This window comes from Modicisalibacter tunisiensis (assembly GCF_020148005.1).
Classification (GTDB): domain Bacteria; phylum Pseudomonadota; class Gammaproteobacteria; order Pseudomonadales; family Halomonadaceae; genus Modicisalibacter; species Modicisalibacter tunisiensis.
The window spans coordinates 478,275-494,548 of sequence record NZ_JAGXFD010000001.1; the positions used below are offsets into that span (position 1 = coordinate 478,275).

The following is a 16,274-nucleotide window of genomic DNA, read 5'->3' on the forward strand; positions in this document are numbered from 1 at the left end:
GCACCGTTGAATCCCCATTTTGCTTTCCACAAGTTGGACAACGTATAGTTTTTGTATAACTATTATCGGCGACGCCGGTCACCGACGCGACATCGCCCGGTCCCCTTCCCTATCCCACGGGGCCGTCACCGCCAGCACACGGAGTCCCGCATGCCCTTCTCACGCACCGCTCGACGGAACGCCGCCATCATCGATGCCCTCGACCGCTCCCAGGCGATGGCCGAATTCGCCCCCGACGGCACCCTCCTCGAGGCCAATGACCGCTTCCTGGAGGCCAGCGGCTATCGCCTCGAGGAGTTGCGGGGCCAGCACCATCGCCGGCTCTGCGCACCCGACTACGCCGCCAGCCCCGAGTATCGCGACTTCTGGGCGCAGCTGGGCGCCGGCCGCAGCCTCTCGGGACGTTTTCTCCGCGTCGACAAGGCGGGCCGCGAGCTGTGGCTGGAAGCCACCTACAGCCCGGTGCTCGATCGCGCGGGGAAGGTGCGGCGGATCATCAAGATCGCCCGTGTCATCACCGATAAGGTGCGCCGGGAGCAGGACATGCGCAGCCGCCTCGACGCCCTGGACCGTTCCACGGCGATCGTCGAGTTCACGCCGGACGGCCATATCCTGACCGCCAACGACAACTTCCTGGCCACCGTGGGCCACGACCGCGACACCCTGATCGGCGCCCACCACCGCACGCTCTGCGATCCCGAGTACGCGGCCAGCGCCGAGTACCGGGATTTCTGGACCCGGCTCAACGCCGGCGAGTTCTTTTCCGGGCAGTTCCGGCGTCTCGACAGCCGAGGAAACGAGCTGTGGCTGGAAGCCACCTACAACCCGGTCTTCGACGCCCGGGGACGCCTGTACAAGGTGGTCAAGTTCGCCACCGACATCACGCCACGCGTCCAGCAGCACCAGGCCGAGACGAACAGCGCGCGCATCGCCTACCGCATCTCGGCGGCGACCGAGGTCAGCGCCAACGACGGCGCGCGCATCATCGAGAGCACCGTCGCCGAGATTCGCCACATCGCCGAGTCCATCGTCCAGGCCTCCCGTGTCATCGACGAGCTGGCCGAGCGTTCCCAGGACATCACCCGGGTGATCGAGAGCATCCACCACATCGCCGAGCAGACCAACCTGCTGGCGCTCAACGCCGCCATCGAGGCCGCCCGCGCCGGCGAACACGGCCGCGGCTTCGCCGTGGTCTCCCACGAGGTGCGCCAGCTCTCGGTCAGCACCACCCGGGCGACCCGCGACATCGTCGCCACCATCGACACCCTGCGCACGCTCGGCCAGCAGGCCCACGAAAGCATGCAGACCTGCCTGGAACGCACCGGCAACGGCGTGCAGCTGGCGGGCACCGCCGGCGAGACGATCCAGCGCATCCGCGAGGGCGCCAACGACGCCGTCGTGGCCATCGAGCGCTTCTCCGCCACCCTGGCCGACGATGCCCCGGAGACGCGGACCGCCAGCGACCTGCCGGCGCTCGCCACGGCCTGAGGTCAGGGCGCCGGACGCAGGCGCTCGAGCAGCGCGCGGGTGACGAAGCCGTCCGGCGTCTCGCCCCGCGCGCGCTGGTAGGCCCGCACGCCACCACGGGTGGCGGGGCCGATCACGCCGTCCGGCGTGCCGGTATCGAAACCGCGCGCGTTGAGGGCCTGCTGCAGCAACCGGATCTGGTCATGCGACAGGGCCGCCTGTTCCCGGGGCCAGTCCCCTTGGACGCCCGGCCGCCCCGCCAGGCGGTCGGCCAGCAGCCCCACGGCCAGGGCATAACTTGTCGAGGCGTTGTAGCGCATGATCACCCGGAAATTGTGACCGACCAGAAACGCCGGCCCCTGGGCGCCGGCCGGGGCGATCACCGAGGCGTCGGCGAGCGCCGGCAGGGAGCCGCCATCGACCGCGGTCACGCCGCGCTCGGCCCAGTCCGCGGCCGGCGCGCGCACGTCGAGCTCCGTGCGGGCGTAGTCGAATCCCCGGGGCAGTCGCACCTCGACGCCCCAGGGCTCCCCGGGGCGCCAGCCGGCCTCGGCCAGGTAATCGGCGGTGGAGGCCATGACATCGGCAATGCTGCCCCAGATATCGCGGCGCCCGTCACCGTCGGCGTCCCGGGCGTGCCGCTCGAAGCTCGACGGCAGGAACTGGGTGTGCCCCATGGCGCCGGCCCAGGAGCCGCGCATGTGCGCACGGTCGATGTCGCCCCGGGCGAGGATGCGCAGCGCCGCCATCAACTCGCGCCGCGCGAAGTCCGGCCGCCGCCCGTCGTAGCCCAGGGTGGCCAGGGCATCGATGGTCGAGACGTCCCCGAAGTGCTCGCCGTAGCTGCTCTCGATGCCCCAGATCGCCACCAGGATCGGCGCCGGCACGCCGGTGCGCGTCGCGGCGGCCTCGATGACCGACCGATGGGCCTGCCAGCGGTCGTGCCCCCGGCGGATGCGGGCCGGCGAGACCGCGCCGTCCAGATAGGTCCATACCCGGCGGGAAAACTCCGGCTGGGCGCGATCACGGCGGATGACCTCGGGCAGGTAGGTGGCGTCGTCGAAGGCTGCCGCCAGGGTCGCGGCGTCGATGCCGGCGGCCGCCGCCTCGCGACGGAAATCGGCCACCCAGGCGGCGAAGCTGGGCGCCGTCGGGCGCGCCGGCGCCATGGACGCGGCCTCGCGCGAAGGCGTGCCGGCGGCGTCAGCGGCGGGAGATGCGGCGCCGGGGCCGCTCTGGCACCCCCACAAGGGCAGCAGCACAACGGACAATAGGCACAGGCGACGGGCGGAGAGGCTCATGAGGGGTCCTTGCGTACAGGGGCGGCGTGACGCTTGCCGATGACGAACAAGCGCGCCCATCTTGTCGCAAGCCGCCCCTTGAATCCACGCCCTTTCACCCGCATTGATAGGGCAAATTCGCAGCTATCAAGGCCATCACCATGCCGATCGTCGATCCCCGCACCGGAGCGCCGCTGACGTCGTCCGAATCCCAGTCCAGCCAGGGCGAGTCGATCGACCCGTCCCGCTATATCGTCGACGTCGACATGTCGAACTTCCAGCAGATGGTGCTGGAAGGCTCTCTCGAGATCCCGGTGGTGCTGGACTGCTGGGCGCCGTGGTGCGAACCCTGCAAGAACCTGATGCCGATCCTCGAGAAGCTGGCCATGGAATACGCCGGCGCCTTCGTGCTCGCCAAGCTCAACATCGAGGACAACCAGCAGATCGCCGCCCAGCTGGGCATCCGCTCGGTGCCGGACGTCAAGCTGATCATGCAGGGCCAGCTCTACGACCAGTTCCAGGGCGCCCTGCCGGAACGCCAGATCCGCGAGTGGCTGGCCAAGTACCTGGAAGCGCCGGCCGAGGCCTCGGCGAGCCCCGAGGAACAGGCCGAGGCGGCACTCGCCGCCGGCGATGCCGCCACCGCCAAGGCGATCTATCAGGAGCTGATCCAGGCCTATCCCGACTACCCGGACTACCAGATCGGCCTGGCCAGTGCGCTGGTCGGCGAGGGCCAGGGCGACCAGGCACGCGAGATTCTCGACAACCTGCCGCCGGAACATCGCGACGGCGCCAAGGCCCGCGGCGTGCGGGCGCGCATCGAGTTCGGCGAGGAAGCGCCGGGCCGCGAGGAACTCGCCGCGCTGGAAGGTCGCGACGACAGCGAGGCCCGCTTCAAGCGCGCCCTGCGCCAGGTCGCCGACGGCGACTACGAGAACGGCCTGGAAGGCCTGCTGGCGCTGCTCAGGCAGGATCGCGGCTACGGCGACGACATCGCCCGCAAGACCCTCCTGCGGGTCTTCGACGCCCTGGGCGCCGATCATCCGCTGACCGTGGCCTATCGCCGCAAGCTCTTCGCCCTGCTCTACTGAGCCCGCGGCCGTCGGGGCCTCCGGCCCCCCGCTGCCCCAGTCCCAGCGGCGCCCGTGCCTGTCACCCGGCACGGGCGCTTTTTCATGTCCGCCCGCCGAGCACCCCGTCCAGCCGTTCTAGCGCCGCGTCGAGCACGCTCGCCGGGGTGCCGAAGTTCACGCGCACGAAGCCCGGCCAGCCGAAGTCGGCGCCATCGGACAGCGCCACCCGGGCCTCCTCGAGCAGCCGCTGCTGGGGCGCGGCGCCCAGGCCGGCCTCGCGCAGGTCGAGCCAGGCCAGATAGGTCGCCTCGGGCGGCGTGGCGCGGACGCCCGGCCAGCCCTCCACCGCCGCGAACAGCCGCCGGCGATTGTCGCGCAGCACGGCCAGCAGCGCCTGCCGCCAGGGCTCGCCGTCGGTGTAGGCCACCTCGGCGGCCAGCATGCCCAGCACGTTGACATCGGGCATGGCCCCGCGCATCGCCGCACGCCAGCGCTCGCGCAGCGCCGGGTCGGGGATCACCGCGCAGGCACAGCCCAGCCCCGCCACGTTGAAGGTCTTCGACGGCGCCCACAGGGTGACGATGCGCGCCGCCAGGTCCGGGAAGAGCGCCGCCAGCGGGCGGTGCGGGGCGTCGTCGAGGATCAGGTCGCAGTGCAGCTCGTCGGAGACGATCGTCAGATCGTGGCGCTCGGCCAGTTCGGCGAGCAGCGCCAGCTCGCCGACGCTCCACACCCGTCCGGTGGGATTGTGCGGGTGGCACCACAGCAGCAGCCGGGTCTCGGGGGTGATCGCCGCCTCCAGCGCCTCGCGCTCGAGCCGCCAGGGCTCGCCGGACGCCGCCGGTTCGGAAAGTGCCACCGTCTGCGCGAGCCGGCCGTGCTGTTCGGCCACCTTGAGAAACGGCGGGTAGATCGGCGTGACCGTCAGCACGCCCTCGCCCGGCGCGGTGAGCAGTCGGCAGGCCAGGTGCAGGGCCGGCACCACGCCGGGCAGCCAGACCTGCCACTCGGGGGCGATGGACCAGTCGTAGTGCGTGGCGCTCCAGCGACACAGGGCCTCGCGCAGGCTGTCGGGCGTGGTACCGTAGCCGAACACGCCATGCGCCACCCGCGCCTCGAGCGCCTCGACGATCGCCGGGGGCGAGACGAAGTCCATGTCGGCCACCCACAGCGGCAGCACGTCCGGCGCGTAGCGGTGCCATTTCTGCGACGGATGCTGGCGACGGTCGATGGGCGTGGCAAAATCGAAGGACATGAAACCTCCCGAGACGGATGGATCCTGCAAAAAACGGACACGTGACGCGAACATGCCCGATTCCCTCTTCTATGCCAAGGCCGTGCGCGGCACCTCGCGCCTGGTCGACCACTGGCTGCAGATCGGCCAGGCCGCACCCGACCGCCTGGCGATGATCCTCGCCGATACCGCGCGGCTGGCGGGGCTCGGCGAGCCCGAGGCCACCCCCGACGGTGCCACCCTGCACGCTTGGAGCCGTGACGACCGCCCGCCGCTGTGGGCGGCCCGCACGGCGCTGTTCCTGCTGGTGCAGATGCCCTCGCGCCCGGTGCCGCGCGACGCCGACGAAGGCTGCGCCTGGGCCTACTGCTGGCTGCGCAACCGCGAGTTCGCCTCGCTCGAGGCGGCCCGCGACGCCCTGCCCGAGCACCTTCGGACCCCGCTGGAAGCGCCGCTGGCCGAGGCCTGGGCCGACCAGCGCGGCCGGCGCCTTGTCTAGTGCCCGAGAGGATGCCCCGACAGTGCGGGCCCCGAGGGAGGCCTGCGGGAGAGGACTCATCCTCGACAGTGGCGGCCCGGTGGCGCCGTCATCGCGACGGAAGTCGCTCCCACGGCCTGGCTCCGGATGCCCCCTGTCGAGCGATCACACCCAGGGTACTACAAAGCCTAAAGGGGAATGGCGGTGCGGCCGCACTGCCTCTAGCGCAGAGGGCTTTTGCGCCGCCGAGGGCGCGGTATCCCCGTGTCGAGGAGAGTCATGGACTTCTCGTTGCTGTTGCAGGTCAGCAAGCTGCTGGTGTCGATCGGCGTGGTGCTCGGGCTGTCGCTGGTCGCCGAGCGCCTGAGCACCCGCGTGGCCGGGCTGCTGTCCGGCTACCCGCTGGGCACCGCCATCGCGCTGTTCTTCATCGGCGTGGAGATCGGCCCGGGCTTCGCCGCCGAGAGCGCCGTGCATACCCTGGCCGGCTTCACTGCCACCCTGGCGCTGGGCGGCGGCTACCTGCTGTGCGGCCGCCGCGACGGCCTGCCCGGCGTGCTGCTGGGCACCGTCGGCGGCCTCCTCGCCTGGCTGGCCGCCAGCACGGTACTGGCGGCCATCGACTTCACCCGGGTCAGCGGCACGCTGACCACCTTGGCGGCCATCGCGCTGTTCATCGGGCTCTACCGGGGCATCCCCGAGCGCCCCGCCACGGGCCGGCGCGCCTTCTCGTGGGTGGCGCTGGCGTTTCGCGCCGGGCTGGCTGCCGCCATCATCTTCCTCATCACCGGCCTCGCGCACGTGCTGCCGGCGGCCTGGGCCGGGCTGCTGTCGGCCTTCCCGGTGACCATGTTCCCGTTCCTGGTGATCCTGCACCTGACTCACGGCGCCGGGCCCACCGCCACGGTCATCAAGCACTATCCGGCGGGGCTGGGCTCGCTGCTCAGCTATGCGCTGTGCGTGTCGCTGACCTATGACGACTGGGGACTCGCCGCCGGCACCCTGGCCGGCTTCGCCGCCGCCACCCTGTGGTTGCTGATCTGGACGCGCCTGCAGGCGCTGCATCGGCGCCGGCAGCTGGGCGAGGCGGCTTGACCGGACCCGCCGCGGGATGGATGCTGAGCCGTCGACAAGGAGTTCGCCATGTTTACCCAGACCCTGACGCCGACCTTCAGCGACACCGATGCGCTCGGCCATATCAACAACACCCGGATTCCGGTGTGGTTCGAGCTGGGCCGCAACGACGTCTGCCGCCTGTTCACCCCGGACCTGGACCCGCGCCACTGGGTGCTGATCCTGGCCCGCATGGAGATCGAGTACCGCGCCGAGCTGTTCTTCAATGCGCCGATCGAGATGCGCACCGGCATCTCGCGCATCGGCACCAGTTCGTTCACGGTCGAGCAGACGCTGCACCAGCACGGCCGCCTCGGCGCCGAGGGGCGCACGGTGATGATCCATTTCGACCATGCCGCCAAGCAGGCCCGGCCGATTCCCGACGCGATCCGCGAGGCGCTGGAGGGCCACCGCATCGCCGCCGCCGAGGCGGCCACGTGACCCCGGCCATCCGCCGGCTCGAGCAGGCCGGCGTCGCCTTCGCGGTGCACGAGTACGCCCACGACCCCGCGACGCCGGCCTACGGCCAGGAGGCCGCCGAGGCGCTGGGCCTGTCGCCCGACGCGGTCTTCAAGACCCTGCTCGCCCGGCTCGACGGGCAACGCCTGGCGGTGGCGATCGTGCCGGTCTCCGCCAGCCTGGACCTCAAGGCGCTGGCACGCGCCGCCGGGGCCAAGAAGGCCGCCATGGCCGAGGCCGCCGATGCCCAGCGCGCCACCGGCTACGTGGTCGGCGGCATCAGTCCGCTGGGCCAGAAGCAGCGCCTGGCGACCTTCCTCGATGTCAGTGCCGAGCCCCTGGAACGCCTCCACGTCAGCGGCGGGCGCCGGGGCCTGGAGATCGCCCTGGCCCCCGCCGACCTGCAGCGCCTCACCGGGGCGCGGCTGGCCGCCATCGCCCGCCGCTGAGCCGCACCCCGACCGGGAGCTTTCCCATGGCAATCCGTTACGACCTGTGGCTCTTCCCCGACGACGTCGAGCGCCACCGTCGGGTGGAGGGCGAGCTCGAGCGCTACTTCCTCGAGCGCTTCGCCGACTATCCGCACATCCGCTTGTTCGACGCCGACCCCTACGATTATGATGCGCCGTTCAATCGCCTTTACGATGCCCTGATCGCCCGCGCCACCGACTATTGCGCACGGGAGTGGGCCTACACGCCGACCCCCGCGCAGCTCAACCAGGCCTTCTTTCGCGCGGTGGCGCGCTCGACCAAATTCCTGCGGAACCCCAGTGATGCTGATCCGAACCGACGTCCCCCCCGATGAGCGGCAACTGGCGATCATCGCCGAGCAACTCGGCCGCGCCCCGCGCGGCATCCAGGCCGTCACCGCCACCGATGGCGAAGGCACCCCGCTGGTGCTGCGCATGGAGTCGATCGTCGACGACAAGCCCTTCCCCACCCTCTACTGGCTGTGCTCCGAGCGCCTCAAGATCGAGCTGTCGCGGATCGAGGCGGCCGGGGTGATCAAGCAGCTCGAGGCGCGCCTGCAGGACGACGCCGAGTTCCTCGCCGCCTATCGCCGCAGTCACGAGGACTATGTCGCGCGGCGCTGGGCGAGCATGCACCCCGAGCACCGCCGCCTGGCCGCCGAGCGCGGCTACGAGACGCTCTTCCGCGAGCGCGGCATCGGCGGCATCGCCAACTGGAACCAGGTGCGCTGTCTGCATACCCAGTACGCCCATCATCTGGCCGGCGACAACGTGATCGGCCAGTGGCTCGACCGGGAGTACGGCGTGATCGACTGCCTGCCCTGACCCCGCCGCCTCAAGGAGTTCTGCATGCCCAACGTCTGTGTCTATCTGGGATCCCGCGAGGGCAAGGCCCCGCATTTTCGCGACGCCGCGATCGCGCTGGGCCGGGCGATCGCCGAGCGCGGCTGGGGGCTGGTCTACGGCGGCGCCCGGGTCGGCCTGATGGGGGCCGTCGCCGATGCCGCCCTGGCCGCCGGCGGCTGGGTCATCGGCGTGATTCCGCATCACCTGGTCGATCGCGAGATGGCCCACGAGGGGCTGAGCGAGCTGATCCGGGTCGACGACATGCACGAGCGCAAGGCCGCCATGGCCGCCCAGGCCGATGGCTTCGTCGCCCTGCCCGGCGGGATCGGCACCCTCGAGGAGCTGTTCGAGGCATGGACCTGGCAGTACCTGGGGCTGCACGACAAGCCGGTGGGCGTGCTCGACGTCGACGGCTTCTACCGGCCGCTGCTGCACTTCCTCGACCATGCCGTCGACTGCGGCTTCCTCAACGCCGAGACCCGTGCCCGTCTCGTCGCCGCCGAGACCCCACCGGCACTGCTCGACCGTCTGCTGCCTGCCGACGCCCGCCTGTCGTGACGACGGCCGCCTCGCTTGGGTAGAGTGGAACGTCCCCAACAGCGAGGAGAGACGCATGTTCGCCATCGCCATCGATGACCAGCAGGGGTTGAACTGGCAGGAACAGGAGGCACCGCCGCGGCCCGGCCCCGGAGACGTGCGGATTCAGGTGGCCTGGGCCGGCATGAATCGCGCCGACCTGATGCAGCGGGCGGGCCACTACCCGCCGCCGCCGGGCGTGACCGACACCCTCGGTCTGGAAATCAGCGGCACGGTGGTCGAGGCCGGCCCGCGCGTCGAACGGCTGCGCCCGGGCGACAAGGTCTGCGCCCTGCTGGCCGGCGGCGGCTACGCCGAGGAGGTGGTCGTCGACGCCGCCCAGGTGCTGCCGCTGCCCGCGGGCCTGGGGCTGCGGGAGGCCGCGGCCCTGCCCGAGGTCTTCGCCACGGCCTGGCTCAACCTGTTCATGGAGGGCGGGCTGCGCCACGTCGACGGCAGGCCCGAGCGGGTTCTGCTGCATGCCGGGGCCAGCGGCGTGGGGACCGCCGCGATCCAGCTCTGCAAGGCCTTCGACTACCCCTGCTTCGTGACGGTGGGCAGCGAGGCCAAGGTGGAGGCCTGCCGCCGCCTCGGCGCCGAGGCGGGCTGGAATCGCCACGACGGCAGCTTCGTCGACGCGGTCCGCGACTGGGGCGGTGCGGATGTCATCCTCGACCCGGTGGGGGCCGGCTACCTGGCGGACAACCAGCGCGTGCTGAACCAGGACGGCCGGCTGGTGCTGATCGGCCTGATGGGCGGGCGCACCGCCGAGCTGGACATGGGCCGCATGCTCATGAAACGCCAGCGCTTCATCGGTTCCACCCTGCGCAGCAAGTCGCCGCGCGCCAAGGGGGCCATCCTCGACAGCCTGCACACCCACGTCTGGCCGCGTCTGAGCCGTGGCGAGATACGCCCGCTGATCGACCGCGACTGGCCGATCCAGCAGGCGGAGGCCGCGATGACCTATCTGGAAAGCAACGAAAGCACCGGCAAGGTGCTGCTGGCGGTCAGCGGCGAGGGCTGACGACGCCACACCAGAGGCGGTTCAACGGGGCGTGTCGCGGCGCATCGCCGCGACCGCCTCCCGGGTGCGCAGGTAGGTCAGCTGCAGCAGCCGGGCGTCCTCCCCGGCGCGGTGGCGCTGGATGCCGCGCTCCCGGATCAGACTTTCCTTGGTGCGCTTCCAGGCCGCCAGCTGCGCATCGCACAGCAGGGAGCGCAGCGCCTCGAGGCGAAAGCGGGGCAGCATCCCGGCGTGGTGGAACAGCAGCGACAGCCAGGTATTGTCGTAGCCCCAGCTGTCGCTGTAGGCGATGCCCGCCTCGCTCAGTTCGTCGTTGAGCCAGCGCGCCACTTCCTTCACCGGGTAGCCCTCGCGGGCCAGGCGATCGCGACTGATGCCGTGCAGCAGCTCCGCCTTGGGATCCCAGTGCGTCCATTCCGCCTGCGGCTGGATCAGGAAGGCACAGACGCTGCCGTCGCCCCGGGCCAGGCCGATCTCGATGGGATAGCTGCCGCGGCCAAAGCCGGACGCTTCGATATCGAGGAGAATGGGCAGCGTCACATCAGCGGTCCTTTGTCATTGACGAACGATGCCCGGCCCGGAGTCGGGACGTTCCGGAGCGCGAGCAGACGAGCGCGCCGGTGACTGCCGCCCGGGGCGCAGTCACCGGCTCTCGCCAGCTATCTAGCCTAAGGGGTTGTGGCCTCGGGGGCGAGCCCCGGGAGCCGAATTCCCGTCAGTGGGTCAGCGCACCGGGCTCGGCGTGAGTCTCGCCGAGCTGGTGGCGCTCGGCCAGCGCCTGCCACTGGGCGGCCCGCCGCGGGTCCACGGACAGGCCCAGCTCGCCACGCCGATAGGCCTCCGCCAGGCGCCGGGCCGCCGGGGCATAACCGGCCTCGCCGGCACGGGCATACCAGGTCACGGCATGGTCGTCGCGGCGCGGATACTGCGCGCAGCCATGCTCGTAGATGGAGGCCGCCTGGTACTGGGCCTGGACATCGCCGGTCTGGGCGGCCTGCAGCACGTAGCGGGCGCCCCGGGCCTTGTCCTGGGGAGAGATGCCGCGCTGGAAGAGCATGTGCCCGTAGACCGAGAGCGCGGTGATGTGACCGGCATCGGCACAGCGCTGGAGCAGGCGCAGCGTCAGACGCTGGGTGCGCGGCGAACGCGGTAGCCAGCGGGTATGGAAGAGTTGTTCGGCCAGCCGAAATTCGAGCCGGGTGAACAGGGAAGATGCCTGCGGCATGGCGATAGACCTTGATCGAGTTTGCCTTGGGTGACGACGCCGACCTTGCTCCACTCCTGAGCCCAGCCCACGCCTCATCTCCTGACTGCCAACCGTCCGGACCTCCGCCGGAGCGACGGGGCGCAAGCATACGCCCACCACAGGCCCGACTCAACCCCTCGATTGCCGCCCTTTTCGCCCCCCGTTACCATGCCGTTTTCCCCACTTCACGGAGCCCCCTCATGGAGTACCGTCCGCTAGGCGATACCGGCCTCGATGTCAGCCGCCTGTGCCTGGGCACGATGACGTTCGGCGAGCAGAACAGCGAGGCCGACGCCCACCAGCAGCTCGATCGCGCCGTCGCATTCGGCATCAATTTCATCGACACGGCCGAGATGTATCCGGTGCCGCCCAGGGCCGAGACCCAGGGGCTGACCGAGGCCTACATCGGCACCTGGCTCAAGGCGCGCGGCAAGCGCAATGACCTGATCATCGCCACCAAGGCGGCCGGCCCCCGCCTGAGCCACATCCGCGGCGGCCCGCGCTTCACCCGCGAGCATCTGCACGCCGCGGTCGACGCCAGCCTGGCCCGGCTGCAGACCGACTATATCGACCTCTACCAGCTGCACTGGCCGGACCGCAGCACCAATACCTTCGGCAAGCTCGGCTATGCGCCCGACCCCGACGAGGAGGTCACGCCACTGGAGGAAACCTTGGCCGCGCTCAAGGAGCTGGTGGACGCCGGCAAGATCCGCGCCATCGGGCTGTCCAACGAGACGCCCTGGGGCGTGATGCGCTGCCTTCACCTGGCCGAGACGCAGGGCCTACCGCGGGTCGCCAGCATCCAGAACCCCTACAGCCTGCTCAACCGCAGCTTCGAGGTGGGGCTGGCGGAGATCGCCCACCGCGAGAACGTCGGCCTGCTGGCCTACTCGCCGCTGGCCTTCGGCGTGCTGTCGGGCAAGTATCTCGACGGCGCGCGCCCGCCGCAGGGCCGGCTGACCCTGTTCGAGCGTTTCCAGCGCTACACCTCCGATGTCGCCGAGGAGGCGACCCGCGCCTACGTCGACATTGCACGCCGTCACGATCTGGACCCGGCGCAGATGGCACTGGCCTTCGTCAATTCGCGTCCCTTCCTGACCAGCAACATCATCGGTGCCACGACCCTGGAGCAGCTCGAGAGCAACCTGGCAAGCGAGTCCCTGTCGCTCGACAGCACCGTGCTCGAGGAGATCGAGGCCGTCCACCGGCGGATTTCCAACCCCTGCCCGTGAGCCCATGAGGCCGATAGCGGGGGCCGTATCGGCCCCCGCCGCCACGCTTGGTATACTCGCCGGCCTGACCCCGCGCTGCTTCAGGAGCCCCGCATGCTGAGCGTGATTTCTCCGGCCAAGACGCTGGACTTCGATACCCCGCCGACCACGGCGCGCTATACCCAGCCGGACTATCTGCAACACAGTCAGGCGCTGATCGACATCCTGCGCGAGTACTCGCCACAGCAGCTGGCCGAGCTCATGGGCATCAGCGACAAGCTGGCGGGTCTCAACGCCGCCCGCTACGGCGAATGGCAAACGCCCTTCACGCCCGACAACGCCAAGCCTGCCGCCCAGGCCTTCCAGGGCGATGTCTACCAGGGCCTCGATGCCGCGAGCTTCAGCGAGGCCGACAACGACTTCGCCCAGGCGCATCTGCGCATTCTCTCCGGCCTCTACGGCCTGCTGCGCCCGCTGGACCTGATTCAGCCCTATCGCCTGGAGATGGGCACGCGCCTGCCCAACCCGGCCGGCAAGGACCTCTACGCCTTCTGGAAGGCGCGCCTGACAGCGGATCTGGAGGCGGCCGTGGCCGACAGCGGCACGCCGGTGCTGGTCAACCTCGCCTCCAACGAGTACTTCAAGGCTATCGATACCCGGCGGCTTTCGGCGCGGGTCATCTCGCCGGTATTCAAGGATGCCAGGAACGGCCAGTACAAGATCATCAGCTTCTATGCCAAGAAGGCCCGCGGGCTGATGAGCGCCTGGCTGATCCGCGAGCGCATCGATGACCCGGAGACGCTGAAGGCCTTCGACGTGGCGGGCTACCGCCATGCCCCGGCGCTGTCCCGGGAAAACGCACCGGTCTTCGTGCGCGAGGAGTCGGCACGCCCCTGACGGGACCATCGGCGGCCGACACCGCCGGTTTTCCGCACTTCGGTTCACGCCATATTCAGTCAGAGCCGGTAGAATGGGAGGGCTGTTTCACCCTTCTGGAGACTGTCCATGCGTAACCTGTTCGTCATGCTGCTGGTCGGCCTGCTCGGCTTCGGACTGGCGGTTGATCACGCCGAGGCGCGCCGCCTGGGAGGCGGCAAGAGCATCGGTTCCTATTCCCGCTCCACCAGCAGCCACAGCACCACCACTCAGCGCAGCACCGGCACCACCCACAGCAAGCCGTCCAAGGGGCTGTCGCGCTTTGCCGGCCCGCTGGCCGGGCTGCTCGCCGGCGGCCTGCTGGCCTCGCTGTTCTTCGGCGGCGCCTTCGACGGCTTCCGCTTCATGGATATCCTGCTGATCGCCCTGATCGCCTGGCTGGCCTTCCGCTTCCTGCGGGCGCGCCGGGCCGCGACCGCCAGCGGCCCGCATCACCAGGCCCGCAACACCCACACCGTCGACAATGACAATACCGTCCCCGGTTCCTTCGGTGCTGCCGGCGGCCTCGGTGCCGGTGCGGCGGGCACGCCGAGCTGGTTCAACAAGGAACGCTTCCTCAACGAGGCCAAGCAGCACTTCATGGAGCTGCAGCGGGCCTGGGACAACAACGACCTGCCCAAGATCCAGGACTACGTGACGCCTTCGCTCTACAACCTGCTGCGCGAGCAGCGCGCCAACGAGCCGGCCAACAACCGCACCGAGATCGTGCGCCTGTTCGTCGAGCTCGGCGACGTGCGCGAGCACGGCACCCAGGCCGAGGCCTCGGTGATCTTCCACGGCATCATGGACGAGAACGGGGAACACAACGAGTTCAACGAGACCTGGCACCTGATCCGGGAGCTTCGTGACGGTGCCCCCTGGCACATCCAGGGCATCGAGCAGAACCCGAGCTGATCCTCGTCCGCAAAAACGCAAAAAGCCAGCCGATGTCGGCTGGCTTTTTTGAGGGACGGGGCTCTCGTTACTGAAACGCAGTTTCAGTTCTGGGCATTCTCCGCCGCGTCCTGAACGTCCTCGCCCATTTCCTCGACGCTGTCACCGGCATTCTCCGCCGCCTGGTCGATGTTCTCGCCGGCTTCCTCGGCCGGGCCGTCATCATCACAGGCCGCCAGACCACCCAGCGTCAGGGCCATCAGCAGAACCAGTCCCGCCTTGCGCAGCATGCTTGCGTGCATCTTCTCCTCCTGAGAAACGTGTCGGGTTTGCCCTGTCCACCATAATCGGCTCATGCGAAAAACGCCAACAGGGACTGCCAGACAAGATCAGCCGCAGCTCGTGCCCGTTTCGGGATGGCGGACTGAGTGGCGTGTCCAGCTCTGGCGAGTTGGAGAGTCCAGGTGAGGGTCAGGTCGGGAATCCGCGAAGCGCCCGCGGCAGGTTTTTCGGCCCCTGAAACGCAAAAACCCCGGCCGTTGGGCCGGGGTTTCGCGGGATAGATGCCTGACGATGACCTACTCTCGCATGGAGAAGCTCCACACTACCATCGGCGCTAAGCGGTTTCACTGCTGAGTTCGGCATGGGATCAGGTGGGACCCGCTTGCTATGGTCGTCAGGCGTAACTCTGGCACGCTGGGTGGCAGTTGCCGGGCCAGCGCCCTGTTTACCTGTCTTCAACAATGGGAATCAAGCGACACTCGATCGACTCGCGCGTATCCGCGCTGTGTCTCGCCCATGGGCCACGCAGACCCCTTGGGTGTTATATGGTCAAGCCTCACGGACCATTAGTACACGTTAGCTCAACGCCTTGCAGCGCTTCCACACCGTGCCTATCGACCTCGTCGTCTTCGAGGGTCCTTCAGGGGGCGCGAGGCCCCGGGGAAGTCTCATCTTGAAGGGGGCTTCCCGCTTAGATGCTTTCAGCGGTTATCCCGTCCGTACATAGCTACCCGGCAATGCGATTGGCATCACAACCGGAACACCAGCGGTACGTCCACTCCGGTCCTCTCGTACTAGGAGCAGCACTTCTCAAACTTCCGACGCCCACGGCAGATAGGGACCGAACTGTCTCACGACGTTCTAAACCCAGCTCGCGTACCACTTTAAATGGCGAACAGCCATACCCTTGGGACCGACTTCAGCCCCAGGATGTGATGAGCCGACATCGAGGTGCCAAACACCGCCGTCGATGTGAACTCTTGGGCGGTATCAGCCTGTTATCCCCGGAGTACCTTTTATCCGTTGAGCGATGGCCCTTCCATACAGAACCACCGGATCACTAGAACCGTCTTTCGACCCTGCTCGACGTGTCTGTCTCGCAGTCAAGCACCCTTATGCTCTTGCACTCAATGCACGATTTCCAACCGTGCTGAGGGTACCTTCGTGCTCCTCCGTTACACTTTGGGAGGAGACCGCCCCAGTCAAACTACCCACCACACACTGTCCTCGACCTGGATGACAGGCCGGAGTTAGAACGCCAATGATGCCAGGCTGGTATTTCAAGGTTGGCTCCACCCGGACTGGCGTCCGGGTTTCCAAGCCTCCCAGCTATCCTACACAAGCAACATCAGCGTCCAGTGTGAAGCTATAGTAAAGGTTCACGGGGTCTTTCCGTCTAGCCGCGGGTACACAGCATCTTCACTGCGATTTCAATTTCACTGAGTCTCGGGTGGAGACAGCGTGGCCATCATTACGCCATTCGTGCAGGTCGGAACTTACCCGACAAGGAATTTCGCTACCTTAGGACCGTTATAGTTACGGCCGCCGTTTACCGGGGCTTCGATCAGGAGCTTCGCCTTGCGGCTAACACCATCAATTAACCTTCCGGCACCGGGCAGGCGTCACACCCTATACGTCCGCTTACGCGTTGGCAGAGTGCTGTGTTTTTAATAAACAGTTGCAGCCACCTGGTATCTTCGACCGGC

At 68.8% G+C, this 16,274-nt stretch carries 18 protein-coding genes and 2 rRNA genes (1 of these 20 only partly in view); 13 read left to right on the forward strand and 7 right to left on the reverse strand.

All coding sequences use genetic code 11. The features are described from left to right. Positions 1-150: 150 nt before the first annotated feature. Positions 151-1,488: a methyl-accepting chemotaxis protein gene (locus KGQ91_RS16865; RefSeq protein ID WP_318010232.1), complete on the forward strand. Its 1,338-nt coding sequence runs from the start codon at positions 151-153 to the stop codon at positions 1,486-1,488. Between the two features lie 2 nt (positions 1,489-1,490). Here KGQ91_RS16865 and KGQ91_RS02215 read toward each other — a convergent pair whose 3' ends face one another. Beyond that, the gene (locus tag KGQ91_RS02215; protein WP_224420167.1) at positions 1,491-2,768 is read right to left on the reverse strand and encodes a lytic murein transglycosylase; all 1,278 of its coding nucleotides are present in this window, start codon (positions 2,766-2,768) and stop codon (positions 1,491-1,493) included. A gap of 140 nt (positions 2,769-2,908) precedes the next feature. Here KGQ91_RS02215 and KGQ91_RS02220 point away from each other — a divergent pair, with 140 nt between their 5' ends. Next, the gene (locus tag KGQ91_RS02220; RefSeq protein WP_224420168.1) at positions 2,909-3,838 is read left to right on the forward strand and encodes a thioredoxin family protein; all 930 of its coding nucleotides are present in this window, start codon (positions 2,909-2,911) and stop codon (positions 3,836-3,838) included. An 82-nt stretch (positions 3,839-3,920) separates the two neighbouring features. On the opposite strand, the gene KGQ91_RS02225 is transcribed toward KGQ91_RS02220, so the two are convergent. Continuing rightward, positions 3,921-5,075 (reverse strand): MalY/PatB family protein, encoded by a 1,155-nt coding sequence (locus KGQ91_RS02225; protein WP_224420169.1) that lies wholly within the window; start codon positions 5,073-5,075, stop codon positions 3,921-3,923. A gap of 52 nt (positions 5,076-5,127) precedes the next feature. On the opposite strand from KGQ91_RS02225, the gene KGQ91_RS02230 reads away from it, so the two are divergent. From KGQ91_RS02230 to KGQ91_RS02265, 8 genes are all read left to right on the forward strand, one after another. Next, positions 5,128-5,553 carry a hypothetical protein gene (locus KGQ91_RS02230; protein WP_224420170.1) on the forward strand — a complete coding sequence of 142 codons (426 nt, stop codon included), beginning with the start codon at positions 5,128-5,130 and terminating at the stop codon, positions 5,551-5,553. 258 nt (positions 5,554-5,811) lie between these two features. Next, positions 5,812-6,627, forward strand: coding sequence for a hypothetical protein (locus KGQ91_RS02235; RefSeq protein ID WP_163650360.1), 816 nt, complete (start codon positions 5,812-5,814; stop codon positions 6,625-6,627). A gap of 48 nt (positions 6,628-6,675) precedes the next feature. Next, on the forward strand, positions 6,676-7,086 hold the full coding sequence (locus KGQ91_RS02240; protein WP_163650359.1) for an acyl-CoA thioesterase: 411 nt from the start codon (positions 6,676-6,678) through the stop codon (positions 7,084-7,086). Then, complete coding sequence (ybaK, locus tag KGQ91_RS02245) at positions 7,083-7,553, forward strand: Cys-tRNA(Pro) deacylase (RefSeq protein WP_163650358.1); 471 nt, start codon at positions 7,083-7,085, stop codon at positions 7,551-7,553. Before KGQ91_RS02240 ends, ybaK begins: the two co-directional genes overlap by 4 nt. A gap of 26 nt (positions 7,554-7,579) precedes the next feature. Further along, a complete protein-coding gene (locus KGQ91_RS02250) occupies positions 7,580-7,909 on the forward strand; it encodes a hypothetical protein (protein ID WP_163650357.1) in 330 nt (109 codons plus the stop codon). Then, complete coding sequence (locus KGQ91_RS02255) at positions 7,878-8,399, forward strand: DUF501 domain-containing protein (protein ID WP_163650356.1); 522 nt, start codon at positions 7,878-7,880, stop codon at positions 8,397-8,399. Before KGQ91_RS02250 ends, KGQ91_RS02255 begins: the two co-directional genes overlap by 32 nt. A 24-nt stretch (positions 8,400-8,423) precedes the next feature. After that, the gene (locus KGQ91_RS02260) at positions 8,424-8,978 is read left to right on the forward strand and encodes an LOG family protein (protein WP_224420171.1); all 555 of its coding nucleotides are present in this window, start codon (positions 8,424-8,426) and stop codon (positions 8,976-8,978) included. Positions 8,979-9,033: 55 nt separating this feature from the next. Then, complete coding sequence (locus KGQ91_RS02265; protein WP_224416437.1) at positions 9,034-10,020, forward strand: NAD(P)H-quinone oxidoreductase; 987 nt, start codon at positions 9,034-9,036, stop codon at positions 10,018-10,020. 21 nt (positions 10,021-10,041) lie between these two features. On the opposite strand, the gene KGQ91_RS02270 is transcribed toward KGQ91_RS02265, so the two are convergent. Next, positions 10,042-10,560 (reverse strand): 3'-5' exonuclease, encoded by a 519-nt coding sequence (locus KGQ91_RS02270; RefSeq protein ID WP_163650353.1) that lies wholly within the window; start codon positions 10,558-10,560, stop codon positions 10,042-10,044. A gap of 175 nt (positions 10,561-10,735) precedes the next feature. Further along, positions 10,736-11,245, reverse strand: a complete 510-nt coding sequence (locus KGQ91_RS02275; protein ID WP_163650352.1) for a tetratricopeptide repeat protein — start codon at positions 11,243-11,245, stop codon at positions 10,736-10,738. 221 nt (positions 11,246-11,466) lie between these two features. Between KGQ91_RS02275 and KGQ91_RS02280 the strand changes: the two genes are divergently transcribed. From KGQ91_RS02280 to KGQ91_RS02290, 3 genes are all read left to right on the forward strand, one after another. Continuing rightward, positions 11,467-12,498, forward strand: a complete 1,032-nt coding sequence (locus KGQ91_RS02280; RefSeq protein ID WP_224420172.1) for an NADP(H)-dependent aldo-keto reductase — start codon at positions 11,467-11,469, stop codon at positions 12,496-12,498. 93 nt (positions 12,499-12,591) lie between these two features. Continuing rightward, positions 12,592-13,374, forward strand: coding sequence for a peroxide stress protein YaaA (gene yaaA, locus KGQ91_RS02285; protein WP_224416436.1), 783 nt, complete (start codon positions 12,592-12,594; stop codon positions 13,372-13,374). A gap of 108 nt (positions 13,375-13,482) precedes the next feature. Further along, on the forward strand, positions 13,483-14,307 hold the full coding sequence (locus tag KGQ91_RS02290) for a Tim44 domain-containing protein (RefSeq protein WP_224416435.1): 825 nt from the start codon (positions 13,483-13,485) through the stop codon (positions 14,305-14,307). 83 nt (positions 14,308-14,390) lie between these two features. Here the strand turns inward: KGQ91_RS02290 and KGQ91_RS02295 are convergent, their stop codons facing one another. The 3 genes from KGQ91_RS02295 to KGQ91_RS02305 all read right to left on the reverse strand — a co-directional run. Beyond that, complete coding sequence (locus KGQ91_RS02295) at positions 14,391-14,588, reverse strand: hypothetical protein (protein WP_163650348.1); 198 nt, start codon at positions 14,586-14,588, stop codon at positions 14,391-14,393. 263 nt (positions 14,589-14,851) lie between these two features. Beyond that, positions 14,852-14,967 (reverse strand): 5S ribosomal RNA (rrf, locus tag KGQ91_RS02300). A gap of 146 nt (positions 14,968-15,113) precedes the next feature. Then, positions 15,114-16,274: ribosomal RNA gene (locus KGQ91_RS02305) — 23S ribosomal RNA — on the reverse strand; it runs 1,525 nt beyond the window's last position.

What these genes read in the sequence shown, in the direction of transcription:
- KGQ91_RS16865 (WP_318010232.1), top strand. Translation starts at nt 151, where the DNA reads ATGCCCTTCTCACGCACCGCTCGACGGAACGCCGCCATCATCGATGCC.
- KGQ91_RS02215 (WP_224420167.1), bottom strand. Translation starts at nt 2,768, where the DNA reads ATGAGCCTCTCCGCCCGTCGCCTGTGCCTATTGTCCGTTGTGCTGCTG.
- KGQ91_RS02220 (WP_224420168.1), top strand. Translation starts at nt 2,909, where the DNA reads ATGCCGATCGTCGATCCCCGCACCGGAGCGCCGCTGACGTCGTCCGAA.
- KGQ91_RS02225 (WP_224420169.1), bottom strand. Translation starts at nt 5,075, where the DNA reads ATGTCCTTCGATTTTGCCACGCCCATCGACCGTCGCCAGCATCCGTCG.
- KGQ91_RS02230 (WP_224420170.1), top strand. Translation starts at nt 5,128, where the DNA reads ATGCCCGATTCCCTCTTCTATGCCAAGGCCGTGCGCGGCACCTCGCGC.
- KGQ91_RS02235 (WP_163650360.1), top strand. Translation starts at nt 5,812, where the DNA reads ATGGACTTCTCGTTGCTGTTGCAGGTCAGCAAGCTGCTGGTGTCGATC.
- KGQ91_RS02240 (WP_163650359.1), top strand. Translation starts at nt 6,676, where the DNA reads ATGTTTACCCAGACCCTGACGCCGACCTTCAGCGACACCGATGCGCTC.
- KGQ91_RS02250 (WP_163650357.1), top strand. Translation starts at nt 7,580, where the DNA reads ATGGCAATCCGTTACGACCTGTGGCTCTTCCCCGACGACGTCGAGCGC.
- KGQ91_RS02255 (WP_163650356.1), top strand. Translation starts at nt 7,878, where the DNA reads ATGCTGATCCGAACCGACGTCCCCCCCGATGAGCGGCAACTGGCGATC.
- KGQ91_RS02260 (WP_224420171.1), top strand. Translation starts at nt 8,424, where the DNA reads ATGCCCAACGTCTGTGTCTATCTGGGATCCCGCGAGGGCAAGGCCCCG.
- KGQ91_RS02265 (WP_224416437.1), top strand. Translation starts at nt 9,034, where the DNA reads ATGTTCGCCATCGCCATCGATGACCAGCAGGGGTTGAACTGGCAGGAA.
- KGQ91_RS02275 (WP_163650352.1), bottom strand. Translation starts at nt 11,245, where the DNA reads ATGCCGCAGGCATCTTCCCTGTTCACCCGGCTCGAATTTCGGCTGGCC.
- KGQ91_RS02280 (WP_224420172.1), top strand. Translation starts at nt 11,467, where the DNA reads ATGGAGTACCGTCCGCTAGGCGATACCGGCCTCGATGTCAGCCGCCTG.
- yaaA (WP_224416436.1), top strand. Translation starts at nt 12,592, where the DNA reads ATGCTGAGCGTGATTTCTCCGGCCAAGACGCTGGACTTCGATACCCCG.
- KGQ91_RS02290 (WP_224416435.1), top strand. Translation starts at nt 13,483, where the DNA reads ATGCGTAACCTGTTCGTCATGCTGCTGGTCGGCCTGCTCGGCTTCGGA.
- KGQ91_RS02295 (WP_163650348.1), bottom strand. Translation starts at nt 14,588, where the DNA reads ATGCACGCAAGCATGCTGCGCAAGGCGGGACTGGTTCTGCTGATGGCC.